Source organism: Mesorhizobium prunaredense (genome assembly GCF_900156895.1).
GTDB classification, from domain to species: domain Bacteria; phylum Pseudomonadota; class Alphaproteobacteria; order Rhizobiales; family Rhizobiaceae; genus Mesorhizobium; species Mesorhizobium prunaredense.
This window is the reverse complement of record NZ_FTPD01000002.1, coordinates 50,599-62,886: the sequence shown is the minus strand read 5'-3', so window position 1 is coordinate 62,886 and position 12,288 is coordinate 50,599. Positions and strand designations below refer to the sequence as shown.

At 59.8% G+C, this 12,288-nt stretch carries 11 protein-coding genes; 8 read left to right on the top strand and 3 right to left on the bottom strand.

Going from position 1 to position 12,288, the window contains the following annotated elements; all coding sequences use genetic code 11:
- Window positions 1-90: 90 nt before the first annotated feature.
- Entirely contained in the window at window positions 91-390 is a 300-nt protein-coding gene (locus BQ8794_RS02575) for a DUF1236 domain-containing protein (RefSeq protein ID WP_077372716.1), read from the bottom strand.
- Between the two features lie 482 nt (window positions 391-872).
- Here BQ8794_RS02575 and BQ8794_RS02570 point away from each other — a divergent pair, with 482 nt between their 5' ends.
- The 3 genes from BQ8794_RS02570 to BQ8794_RS02560 all read left to right on the top strand — a co-directional run bounded on the left by BQ8794_RS02570 (window position 873) and on the right by BQ8794_RS02560 (window position 3,423).
- Window positions 873-1,064, top strand: coding sequence for a DUF3606 domain-containing protein (locus tag BQ8794_RS02570; protein ID WP_077372685.1), 192 nt, complete (start codon window positions 873-875; stop codon window positions 1,062-1,064).
- A gap of 281 nt (window positions 1,065-1,345) precedes the next feature.
- Window positions 1,346-2,749 (top strand): sensor histidine kinase, encoded by a 1,404-nt coding sequence (locus BQ8794_RS02565; protein WP_077372713.1) that lies wholly within the window; start codon window positions 1,346-1,348, stop codon window positions 2,747-2,749.
- Window positions 2,749-3,423, top strand: a complete 675-nt coding sequence (locus BQ8794_RS02560) for a LuxR C-terminal-related transcriptional regulator (RefSeq protein WP_077372682.1) — start codon at window positions 2,749-2,751, stop codon at window positions 3,421-3,423. The genes BQ8794_RS02565 and BQ8794_RS02560 overlap by 1 nt, the downstream gene beginning before the upstream one ends.
- 35 nt (window positions 3,424-3,458) lie before the next feature.
- On the opposite strand, the gene BQ8794_RS35430 is transcribed toward BQ8794_RS02560, so the two are convergent.
- Together BQ8794_RS35430 and BQ8794_RS02555 are read right to left on the bottom strand one after the other, a co-directional pair.
- The gene (locus BQ8794_RS35430; RefSeq protein WP_167378599.1) at window positions 3,459-3,974 is read right to left on the bottom strand and encodes a hypothetical protein; all 516 of its coding nucleotides are present in this window, start codon (window positions 3,972-3,974) and stop codon (window positions 3,459-3,461) included.
- An 823-nt stretch (window positions 3,975-4,797) separates the two neighbouring features.
- Window positions 4,798-5,511, bottom strand: coding sequence for a DUF1236 domain-containing protein (locus BQ8794_RS02555; RefSeq protein WP_077372679.1), 714 nt, complete (start codon window positions 5,509-5,511; stop codon window positions 4,798-4,800).
- Window positions 5,512-6,570: 1,059 nt separating this feature from the next.
- On the opposite strand from BQ8794_RS02555, the gene BQ8794_RS02550 reads away from it, so the two are divergent.
- From BQ8794_RS02550 to BQ8794_RS02530, 5 genes are all read left to right on the top strand, one after another.
- A complete protein-coding gene (locus tag BQ8794_RS02550; RefSeq protein ID WP_077372676.1) occupies window positions 6,571-6,945 on the top strand; it encodes a c-type cytochrome in 375 nt (124 codons plus the stop codon).
- A 478-nt stretch (window positions 6,946-7,423) separates the two neighbouring features.
- The gene (locus BQ8794_RS02545) at window positions 7,424-7,897 is read left to right on the top strand and encodes a (2Fe-2S)-binding protein (protein ID WP_077372710.1); all 474 of its coding nucleotides are present in this window, start codon (window positions 7,424-7,426) and stop codon (window positions 7,895-7,897) included.
- 11 nt (window positions 7,898-7,908) lie between these two features.
- Window positions 7,909-10,155 (top strand): xanthine dehydrogenase family protein molybdopterin-binding subunit, encoded by a 2,247-nt coding sequence (locus BQ8794_RS02540; RefSeq protein WP_077372674.1) that lies wholly within the window; start codon window positions 7,909-7,911, stop codon window positions 10,153-10,155.
- 230 nt (window positions 10,156-10,385) lie between these two features.
- The gene (locus BQ8794_RS02535; protein WP_077372672.1) at window positions 10,386-11,279 is read left to right on the top strand and encodes a LysR family transcriptional regulator; all 894 of its coding nucleotides are present in this window, start codon (window positions 10,386-10,388) and stop codon (window positions 11,277-11,279) included.
- 112 nt (window positions 11,280-11,391) lie between these two features.
- Window positions 11,392-12,228 carry an SDR family NAD(P)-dependent oxidoreductase gene (locus tag BQ8794_RS02530; protein ID WP_077372669.1) on the top strand — a complete coding sequence of 279 codons (837 nt, stop codon included), beginning with the start codon at window positions 11,392-11,394 and terminating at the stop codon, window positions 12,226-12,228.
- Window positions 12,229-12,288 lie beyond the last annotated feature (60 nt).

Below are 12,288 nucleotides of genomic sequence, written 5' to 3'. Positions count from 1 at the left end.
CCTAAATTCATCCCGCTCTAGGCGACAGCGGAACGGGAAAAAGGCCCGCCGCGTCTAAGCGGCGGGCTTCTCCTCCCCAGGCCATTTCAGTCAGTCGATGATTTTAACGATCCTGCGTGTGCCTGGATCAACAAGAACGGTCCGATTGTCGACGACGACGTAGCGATACTGGACGTCGGGAACTTCATGAAGCTCGACCGTCTCGGGCAGCGCCGAGCCGATATTGAGCTCCACGCCAAGCAGGTTCACCGATGCGAGCGGCTTCTTTTTCACATATTCCCTGATGACGGTCTCCTGTTCGGGCTGGATGATCACGTCCTGGGCAGCCACGGCGCCGACACTTGCCAGCAGCAGAAATCCTGCGGCTGCAGTGGAAAGATGCATTCTCATAAGTTTTTCCTTCCTGATGAGCTGTCTTGCGCTGGGACGCATCTTCGTCGCGCCAAGCTCACCTTCAACAACGAGACAGCTGCAAACGTTCCGCAGCTGGGCTTCGGTCCGACCAGAGACGCCGTGCCGTTGGACCTAAGTCTGAATTGTCGTGCGCAAAGGGCGACCATGGAGTGTGGCCCGGAACCACGACTGCCAGCACTCGTTGCTCGCCGTGCGTCACGGGAGGAATCCATGGAGAATAGTGTTCACCAAGCCCGCTGGCTACTTGCACCGGTCTTCGCTGTCTCCATTGCCTTCCTGGCAATTGGGATAGCTGTCAGCTGAGGAACGACCGACTTAACGATGTGGCTGATGGACGAAGATATCTGCGCAGCTAAGTCCCTTCCTGCGCCGATAAGGGACCACCCGCCATTCCTCGATTTGGCGGGTGGTCCCTGGTTTGCGTCCAATGTTCAAACGAGCTTTAGTGGGAAACGGAAATGGACGACAACAACAAGAATCGATCTTTTCTCGACCGCGACCGCCTGTCGGTGGACCAGTATTACGAGGTGGAGCAATTCGCGCGAGAAAATGGCGTTTCGCCCAGCCAGATCAGTAGGCTGATCAAAAAGAACGGCAACGATCGGATGACCCTTACGCAAGCGTTGAGAGCATTGCGCGACCGGAAGTGAAAGTACGCCGCACCTTCCACCGCTGCGAGGGACGACGGGGTCTTGATCTGTGCATCGTGGTTGAGGCGTCATATTTGCTGCCTCGCTCAACCAGGGCAGTGGCGCTTGCGCAAAAAAACCGTAACCTGCGGTTTTCGTCCAGCCCATAAGCCCTAAGTTCCCTTGTGATTGATCGGTGCAGATCAAAGATGGCGTCACTTAGCGTCGTTCGACGACAGATTGGCTGGTTCTCTCGAATCGTGCTGCTGGCGCGACGCGCCGCCGACCGGGCCGGTGGAGATATGGCGCCATACAGACCGACAAGATTGCTCGATCGGTGGAATGCACTGTCGCTGGCCACTCAGTTTCTGCTCGCCGGCGGGCTGTTCTCGCTGTCGGCGATGATCGTGGTGGGAATGTCCGTGACAAGCCAGATAGAAGCCGCGGTCACCCGGAACTCGGCCGCCTCTACCGCTCTTTACGTCGACAGCGTCATCGCGCCGCTGCTTCCCGACATGCGCAGGAGCGAGATGCTGGACGAGAGCGTTGCGCACGCGCTGGATGAAACGCTGGGACAAGGCGCACTCGGCACAAGGCTCGAATCGTTCAAGCTCTGGCGCCGCGATGGCACCATCCTCTATTCAACCAATAAAAATTTGGTCGGGAAGCGCCTTCCACTCAGCGACAATCTCCGGGCCGCATTCGCCGGCGACATGGTTGCTGAATTGGACAGGCACTATGATAACCAGGCTGAGAGGGACAGCAGCCTGCATCTTCTTGAAATCTATAATCCGATGCTTCAGCCGTGGTCGGGCGAAGTCGTGGCTGTTTTGGAATTCGACGAGATCGCCACCGATTTTGAAAAGGATCTCCGGCAGGCACTCGTTCGGACCTGGTTCGATGTCGCAGCAGCCACCGCGGTTTTTTTCCTCGGGCTTTCGGTGATCGTTTTTCGTGGCAGCCGCACGATTCGCTCCCAGAGCCGCTCCTTGAAGCAGCGTATTGCCGAACTTTCCGATCTGGTCGCTCAAAACAGAATGTTGAGGCTGCGGGTGCAACGTGCTTCGCAGCGCGCCACGGCACTTAACGAACGTTACCTCAGGCGGATCGGCGCGGACCTGCACGACGGGCCGGCGCAACTGGTTGCCCTCGCTGCGCTAGGGATTGACAGCCCCGTGCTGGCCGATCCGGCCACGCCGGCTGCGGCGCGCGCACGGGAATTGCAGGTCGTCAAAGCGAATCTGGACGATGCGATGCGAGAAATCAGGAATGTCAGCAAGGGTCTTATGCTGCCGCATGTCGAGAATGCCGAGTTGACGGAAATCCTCGAACTTGCCGTGCGAGCGCACGAAGAGCGGACCGGCGTCAAAGTGATGCTGTCCATGACCGGGAGCCACACACCCTTGTCGCCAGCGGCCAAGATATGCATCTTTCGCTTCATTCAGGAGGCGTTGAACAATGGCTTTCACCATGCCGGGGGTGCCGGTCAATCGGTCGCGAAACATTTCGACGGGGAGCGCGTTTGTATCGAGGTTTCCGACACCGGCCCAGGTTTCGACCCGAAGATCATCCATCCTGAACGGCTGGGGCTCATCGGGCTGCATGAGCGGGTAGAAAGCCTCGGCGGCCAATTTGATGTAACATCTTCACAGAACGGCACGGTGGTGAAAATGGTTCTCAACACAGTCGAAATAGGACAGGCGTGATGGCAGCGGCTATAAAGCTCGCCATTGTCGACGACCATCCGCTGTTCAGGGAAGGCGTTGTGCGCACCCTCGAGCAGATCGGCGGGTTCGAGATCGTTGCCCAAGGCAGCAGCAGAGATGACGCCTTGCGGATATCGGAAGACCAGCAGCTCGATATTCTCCTGATGGACATCTCGGTGCCTGGAGGAGGCCTCAGCGCGGTCGAACCGGCCCTGGAGCGGCACCCGGATCTGAAAATCGTGATGCTGACCGTTTCGGAGGAAAACCAGCACGTCATGACCGCCTTGCAGAGCGGGGCAAGAGGCTATGTCCTAAAAGGTGTCGGATCGAGAACCCTGGCCGCCATACTGCGCACGGTGGCGATGGGCGAACGGTATGTTTGCCCGCAATTGTCGGCGCGCGTGTTGGTCGACTTGTCGAGCCAACCAACCGCGATCGAGAAACCCGACGTGCTGGCCGAACTCACCAGTCGCGAAAGAGAGATCCTGACGCTCGTTGCCGCGGGATTGAGCAACAAGCGGATCGGTCTTCAGCTGAACCTGCACGAGAAAACCATAAAGCATCACATGACGCGGATTCTCGCCAAGCTCAATGTGAGCAACCGCACCGAAGCCGCGATGACATTGCGCGACGCGACCGAGCATCAGCAACCGCCTGTCCGCCATCCTGCATGAAGCAAGACAGCCCTTGCGGCCTGTGGAACTCGCGATCACTCGATCATCCGGAGCAGTCTTGCCCGATCGGAGTTCTTTGCCTGTCGCCGAATGATGGTGCGGCCCATGGCATCGCGCATCTCATAATGGCCGCCGTCGATGCGCTCGCTCAGCCCGTTGGAATGCACCACACCCACGCTTGCCCCGCGCACCTCGATCCGGTCTCCAGTGGTCGCGTTGATATATGTTTTCAGCTTGTTGCCAGGATTTAACGCGGTAACCGGATTTGTCGGGGGAGTGACGTTCAGTGCTTTTGAATCGTCCTCGTCCGCGTTGCCGTTCGGGTCCGGATCCTGTGGGTCTGCGGCATTTCCAGGGTCTGCGGCGTTCCCAGGGTCTCCGGTGTTTCCAGCGTTTCCAGAGTTCCCGCGGCTTCCAGTGTTTCCAGAGTTGCCGGAGTTGGAGTTCCCAGAGTTGCCGGAGTTGGAGTGCCCAGAGTTCCCTTGTGCCCAGGCGGCCTGCGGGCTTAGCGTCAGGGACAGGCCGTCCTGGGCCACACGGTAGGGGCTCACGACGAGAACCAAGGCCGATGCGGTCAGGCAGATGGCGACGCGAAGCCTTCGAAGAGATTTGAGCCTGCGCTGCGATTGAGGACGCGCAGGCCGCGCACTGGCGAGAACTCTTGTCTCACAACGCCTCGGGCGCTGCGGCCGTATTGCGTCTGTGATCAATGAATTTGCCAGTAGCACGCTCGAATATCCTTTGACCGTCACGCCCTACGTTGCATTTCTACCTATTTCGAATTCGCCCAGGCCAATCCTTCGCCCAGGTCAATCCTCTGTACTCTGCACCAATTTATCACGCTTTCGTCATCATCGGGCTGTGTCAAGACCCACCAGTCTCGAGGGGGAGAACCGGTGGGTCTCGCTGGCGCAGGAAGGGACTGATGATTGCGCGAGTGCGTTGCCTTCATTGGTCGACCCCATCAGCCGATGAAAAGCCCGACGGCTGCGACCCCCAAACACCAGGCCAAATACCGGAAAAAGCAGCCGACGTGCCTGGTGAATGCTGGGGTTCAATGCAGCCTCCTGTCACGGGGTCGGCATCGCAACGACCCCTGCAGGAACTCGGTTCCTAAAACTCCCCCATTTCAGGCTTTTGCTATAGCGGTCCCGGACCAAAGCACTGCCTGGGCCAGCCCATGGTCGGCAAGCGGCCAGACCGAAGTCTTATCTTGGGCTCTTTTGAGCAGGAAGGATCCTCGACACGCAGAAAGGCCTGCCAGCTTGCGCAGACGTAAACAGCCGTCGTCTTCGATGACAGGAAAAAAACTGGTCCATGCAGGTGATGGGTCCGCCGTGGGGCAGCGGACCCTTTTTAGCTCGAACAAGGGCGTTAGGTCAGAATAAGCACGATCTTGAGCGTATCCGGATCAACGATGACGATGCGGCCATCGGCCAACACGAAATACTCGTAAGCTTCGTAAGCCGGTACGATCTCGACGATTCGCGGTGGCAGACGACGCAGTTCAACCTTCTGTCGCGGAACCTCGATACCCACTGAGATGTCAAAGTCGACTTCGGCAACCGGTTCGACCTTTTCCTGCTTGAGGATTTGGGTGATTTCCGTTTTCTGTTCGACGGTCACATTGCTGATCGCGCCGGTCTCCGTCTTATCCTGTGGCTGAGTAGTGCCCTGAGTCTGCTGCTCGGTGGTGGTACCGGCCTCGCCCTGGGTCTGCTGCTCGGTCTGGGTCTTGGCCTTGTCCTGCGCCTGTTGCTCGGTTGTGGCGCCAGCCTCGCCCTGGGTCTGCTGCTCGGTCTGGACCTTGGCCTTGTCCTGCGCCTGTTGCTCGGTTGTGGCGCCAGCCTCGCCTTGAGTCTGCTGCTCGGTGGTTACGCCGGCTTTACCCTGGGCTTGCTCGTCGGTCTGCATCTTCGCCTTGCCTTGAGCCTGCTCCTCGGTGGTGGCGCCGGCCTTACCCTGTTTGCCCATCGCACCTTCCGGGCAACCGGCCGAGCCGGCCGGGCAGTCGGCGCCCGACTGGCTTTGGGCCGGCTGCTGTTCCTGGGCGAGCGCTGCTCCACAGCCAACGCCTATGGCCAGCATACTGGTGATCAGAACTTTTTTTCACGAGACGTCTCCTTCGAAAAGTCTGTCCCTTCATGGGGAAAACCGCCTCTGGAATGTTTTGTTCCAGGCGAATTAACCGGGCGCGGAAGCCGCGTCCAGGCGCGCGCCGCACTGAGCCATCGAGCCCGCGCCGAATAGGGCGTGTCCCCATTCCAGCAGAGGCGCGGGTTCCCTCGTCCGGCCCACGCGAGGTCCTGGTTGGGAGGGAGACTGAACGATCCGCGCTCCCTGCTGCGAGGCTTTCGCCGGCTTCGCGAGATCGGCCAAGAACCTCGAGGACGTCTCTGCAGCTATGCCCTGGATGACGGCACAGAAAACCGGTCGCGGTGGCGTGACGGCGTAACCGATGTAGCTGCCTAAAGCGCGTCGCGTTGGAATGGACCCATGCGACGCATGCGGCGCGCTTAGGGTTTTTGGAGTTATGCATGCCCGTTATTGCAAACCGCTGCGCACCTTCGGTTCCAGCCCGAGGGCGTGCTTTTGCGCGACATGCACTAGCGAAAAGATGGCCGGCGCCGCAGGGAGCGGGGAGTTGGGGTTGCCTAGGTTGGCGCCGGCCAGGCGGCGTTGGGGTTCGCCACGAAGAAAGCGTAGCAAAGTTCGCCAGATCGGTTATGGCGTGATCGCGGAAGTTTGCCGGCCCTGCCGATAGCGGCGCTCCTCTATGCCTCCGAGGATTTCCCTTCCAACGTTGTTTTCGATGGGCTTTACCTGCAGCACGCTCGCCGATTTGGAGCGGCGTGCTCGGAGATTGGAACTGCGCATTTAGAAATCGCACTTCTGGGCTTATGCAGCGAACGCCAGCTAATCCGGCTTTGGCACAGAGGTTATCGTCGCCAGATAGAAAGCCCGAGCAAATCGAAGTCGGATCATCTCTTTCACTAATGCATGTCGCGCAAAAGTGCGCAGCGGTTTTGCGATAACGACATGCATAAAAACAAGAACTTATAGCGCGTCGCATGAATCCATTCAGCCGCGACGCGGTTTAAGCAATTCCGGTCGGGCTTTTGGCTGTCTAATTCGGGAACAATTCGCGTGAAAAGAATTCTGCTCTGCGTCGCCTCCTCTGCCTTGGCCCTTCTGTCGGTATCTTTCCCTGCCTTTGCAGAGGGAGATGCTGCGCTGGGCCAAAGAGCGTTTCAACGCTGCTCAGGCTGTCATTCAACCAGCGACCAGAGAAAAGCCGGCCCCGGCCTCGGCGGCATTGTCGGACGGCCCGCCGGAGCTATGGAAGGGTTCCGTTATTCGGAAGCCCTGAAGTCGGCCGGATTGGTATGGGACGAGGTAACGCTGGACCGGTTTCTAGCGGCGCCCCGCGAGGTTGTCCCGAAAACGACGATGACGATGACCGTGTCGAAGCCTGAAGACCGACAGAATATTGTCGCATACCTGAAGTCCTTGTCGCAGTAGACTCGAGTTTGCATCCCGGAATGCGGGCATCGTTTCGAACCGGCCGGCCATCGGAAAGTGCCGAGCCACCTTCCTCCATGTGCCGGCCTCCAACCCTGAGCACACGCGCAGTCTCTGCGACCTGCGGCAACGGCCCCGCTTTGTTCTGACGTCCACCCCAACATTGCCAGGTGCTTTCGAAGCGGAAGCAGCAGTCCTTTTCAGGGCCGTTCGCCGCTGCTGGCGCATCTACTGCGATTCGATCCCAGTGAACGGCAATGCCGGCGCTGACCGCGCAAACGCGGACGTGCCTCGCCTGTGCGACGCATTCAGAAACCACGTTTCTAAGGTCATGCAAATTGCGCTGTCTAATCCAGCATCGCCCGGCGAGCTAGCTTTAGCGCTAGCCACCAAATTGCCAATGTCTCAGTCGGCCGGGAAGCTCCAGGCCGCTTGGGAAGCCTATTCGGGTGGAGCAACCCAGGAGAACCTACCGGCCATGATCTCATTGAATATCAACGGGCAAGAGCACGAGGTTGACGTTGACCCCGAAACTCCGATCCTTTGGGTCCTGCGTGACACGCTAGGAATGAGCGGCACCAAATTCGGCTGCGGCGCAGCGCTCTGTGGCGCTTGTACGGTGCATCTGGATGGCGAGGCAATCCGCTCGTGCAGCACACCGGTTTCCGCCGTTGAAAGCGGCAAGATCACCACGATTGAAAAGACAACCGACGGCACCGACCGTGTCGGCGCGGCTGTCCACGCTGCATGGGTCAGGCACGACGTGGCACAATGCGGCTACTGTCAGAGCGGCCAGATCATGAGCGCGACGGCCTTGCTCGCGTCGCTGTCGCCCGGCGCGCAGCCGACCACCGAAGAGATCGACTCCGCCATGGCCGGAAACATCTGCCGATGTGGAACCTATGCCCGTATCCGCGCCGCTATAGCCGACGCCGCCAGCACTCTCGTCTGAAGGAGACGCATATGTTCCCCAACATGGATCACAAAGAGCTGCCGCGTGCGCTGCAGCACATCATGGAACGGGGCCGTTCAACGACGGTCCAGGCGATGCCACGCCGCGGCTTTCTCAAGCTGACGGGGACCCTCGGCCTGGCTGTCGGCATTTTCCCTAATTTGGCAGTCGCGCAGTCGTCCGACGCCGATGAGGCGGCAGCCAGTCTGAAGCCGACCGAGCAGCCCTCTGCATTTGTCCAGATCGCGCCCAATGGAGAGGTTACGGTCACAATCAACCGGCTGGAGTTCGGTCAAGGCGTCCAAACGGCATTGCCCATGATCCTTGCCGAAGAACTCGATGCGGACTGGAACCTGGTGCGCAGCCAACTCGGCACCAATGACATGGCCTATGTCGATCCGCTCTTCGGCATGCACCTTACCGGCGGTTCGAACACAATCAAGAACAGCTTTACGCAGTATCGCGAACTGGGTGCTCGTGTTCGCGCCATGCTCCTGGCGGCCGCGGCGACCCGCTGGAACGTGGATGTGTCCACTCTGCGAACTGAGGCAGGCGCGGTTCTGGCCTCCGATGACCGCAAGCTCGGTTATGGAGAACTTGCCGAGGCGGCCATGGCCTTGCCAGTGCCGCAGAAGATTGCGCTGAAGGATCCCGAGGATTTCCGCATTATCGGCCAGCCCACCCGGCGTTTGGACGCTCAAGCCAAGAGCAGCGGCCAACAGAGTTTTGGCATCGACTTCAAGCTGCCGGGGCAGTTGACGGCCGTGGTGGCTCGTCCTCCGGTCTTCGGAGCCAAGATAACCTCCCTGGACGACAGCGCAGCCCGCGCCGTCAAGGGCGTGAAGGCCGTCCTGCGCGTGCCGCTGGATCGCGGTGCCGAGGGCGTGGCCGTCGTGGCCGACGGATATTGGCAGGCGTCTCAGGGCCGCGATGCCCTTAAGGTGGAGTGGGACACATCGGCTGTCGAAAAGGTCGATAGCGAACAGCAACTCGCGCGGTATCGCGAGATGGGCAGTCGCCCCGGTCCGCGCCAGTTCGATTCCGATATGGTGCCATTGGAAACGGCGCCCCTGAAGCTAGAAGCTGAGTTCGTGTTCCCGTATCTCGCCCACGCGGCGATGGAACCGCTGAACTGCACGGTTCGGCTTTCCGACGATCGTGCCGAGATATGGATGGGGAGCCAAAGTGCCGGACCCGATGCCGCCGCTGCCGCAACCGCGCTCGGCCTCAAGCCGGAACAGGTCGTGCTTAACGTGCAGATGTCGGGCGGCGGCTTCGGTCGGCGCTTTTCCAGCACCTACGACACCGTGATCGAGGCCTGCGAAATAGCCAAGGCCGCCAAGGCGGCGGGGCTGAATGCACCGATCCGTACGCTTTGGAGCCGCGAGGACGATATGAGGGGCGGCTACTACCGTCCAATGCACCTGCACCGTGCCCGCATCGGCTTTGACAATCAAGGCAATGTGCTGGCCTGGGATCACAGCATCGTCGGCCAGTCGATACTTACGGGAACCGTGTTCGAGCAGTTCATGGTAAAGAACGGCATCGACGCCGCCACGACCGAGGGCATGCGAAACCCCTATCCGCTTCCAATGCGCCTGACGGTGCATCATCCCAAGGTCAACGTGCCGGTTCTGTGGTGGCGTAGCGTTGGTTCCACCCATACCGCTTTCGTGATGGAGACCTTGCTCGATGATATAGCGCGTGCAACCGACCAAGACCCCGTAGCCTACCGCATGCGGCTCTTCGGTGATCAGCACATTCGCCATCGTGACGCATTGCAACTGGCCGTGGACAAGAGCGGGTACGGCAACACGCAATTGTCCGAGGGGCGGGCTTGGGGTGTGGCGGTGCACGAGTCCTTTAGCTCAGTGGTCGCTTACGTGGTGGAAGCCTCTGTTGCCGACGGACAGCCGAAACTGCATCGGGTCACGGCCGGGGTTCACTGCAATCTGGCCGTCAACCCTCTGACAGTGGAGGCGCAGGTACAGGGCGCGGCGATCATGGGCTTGTCGATGTGCTTGGCAGGCTCTGCAATAACGCTCAAGGACGGCGTCGTCGAGCAGAGCAACTTCAGTGACTATACGGTGGCGCGCATCACGGACGTGCCGGAATTCGACATCCATATCGTGCCTAGCGCCGAACCGCCCACCGGCATGGGCGAGCCCGGCTTGCCACCATTGGCGCCGGCATTTGCCAACGCCATAGCACGGCTCACAGGTAAACCGCTGCGTCAATTGCCGTTCAATCTGACGTAATCGTTTTTACGCCAAACCGCTTCTGCTCGCCGCTTGTTGTTCCGGCAGCGAGCGAGGCAGATAACCGCCTTGTCGGCGCTCGGCTGCCATCGGGCGTTCGGAATCCGCGCAGTACCAAGCAGTCCCGAATGCTACTCGTGCCGGCGGGGCTGCGCGGAGCATAAATATGTCGAGACAGGCATGCTGATTATCCGCCATAATCCTCATGGATATAGAAATGAGGTTTATAGGTGAGAAGAGGCGACTTCAGCGAATGGGCTGTGTTTATCGCGGTTGCCGAGGAGGGGAGTTTCACACGCGCGGCCGCAAAGCTTGGCCTCTCCCAATCCGCGCTCAGCTATGCGGTGCGCATGCTCGAACAACGGATCGGTGTGCGATTGATCTCGCGAACGACGCGCAGCCTGTCGCTGACCGAGGCAGGCGAAAGGCTACTTACCAGCCTGCGGCCGGCATTCGACCATATCGACAGTGAAATTGCTGCGCTCACGGCGCTTCGCGACAAGCCTGCAGGCACGATCCGCATCACCACGTTCCGGCATGCCGCCCAAACTATCCTGTGGCCCGTACTGTCGAAACTCCTGCAGAATTATCCCGACATCGCGGTTGAGGTCCATGTCGATGAAGGTCTCACCGACATTGTCGCAGAGCGCTTCGACGCCGGTATCCGCATGGGCGAACAGGTGCAAAAGGACATGGTTGCGGTCCGGATCAGCCCGGACGTCAGGATGGCAGTTGTGGGATCCCCGTCGTACTTTGCCAGTCGTCCCGCCCCGCAGACGCCCCGCGACTTGAGCGAACACCGATGCGCAAGCTATCGTCAGAACACCGGAGGCGGCCTTTATGCCTGGGAGTTCGAACAGGACGGTGTCGAACTTGAGGTCCGGGTCAATGGACCGGTCATTTTCAACGACAACGAGATGCTCTTGCATGCCGCGATCGATGGCTTGTGTTTGGTGTATACGTTCGAAAACCAGGTATCCCAGCATATTGCGGACGGCCGCCTGGTCCGGGTGCTGGAAGACTGGTGCCCGCCCTATTCTGGTTACCACCTCTATTATCCAAGCCGGCGGCAGCATACTGCCGCCTTCACGCTTCTGGTCGACGCTCTCCGATACAGGGCATAACGGGGCGGCCGACCAATTATCAATGTGATTTCTGACTTCATGCCGATTATGCTGTCTAATCGGCCGGCGCGCCATGACCTAACTTCCTGTTCATCGAAAACAGGAGTTGGATATGAGCAAAGTTTGGTTCATCACAGGGGCTGGCAGCGGCATCGGCGCCGAAACCGCCAGGGCGGCGCTGGGAGCAGGCGATCGGGTGGTCGCCACCGGCCGCAATCTCGATAAGATGAGTAACGCTCTGCGTGGTGTCGCCAGCGACAGACTTGCGGTCGTCCAGTTGGACGTGGCCGATGCAATTCAGGCCAAGGCGGCCGTCGATAAGGCGATGGAGGCGTTCGGCCGCATCGACGTTCTGGTCAACAACGCCGGTTACAGCCTGCTTGGCAATTTCGAAGAGTTGACCACCGCTGAAATCGATGGGCTGATTTCGACCAATCTGTACGGCGTGGTTCACGTAATGCGCGCGGTCATTCCGGTCATGCGCAAGCAGCGCGCAGGACACGTTATCAATATCAGTTCGCTCGCCGGAATCATCGGCTTCAAGCATTGCGGGGCCTATAGCGCCGCCAAGTTCGCCGTCGAAGGCCTTTCGCAGTCAATGGCTCAGGAAGTCGCTCAATTCGGCATCACGGTCACAGCCGTCGCGCCGGGCTTTTTCCGCACCGACCTCCTCGATGATCAGAACGCCAAGTACGGCAGCAGCACCATCGACGACTATGCTGCAGAAGGCAGCGCCAAAGCCATGTGGTCCGGCTACAACGGCAAGCAGCAGGGTGACCCCGCCAAACTTGGCGACGCCCTTGTGAAAATCGCCGGCATGGACAATCCGCCCAAGCAGTTCCTGGCCGGTAGCGACGCCGTTACTGCGACAAGGGCGGCGCTTGAGGCAAGGCTTGAGGAACTTCGCGCATTCGAGGACCTGTCCAATTCGACAGATGGGTCTTTCTAGCCCGGCTGGATCAGAGCCCGAAGAGCGGGCCACGCTGGGATCGAACAGCCCGACGCCAAC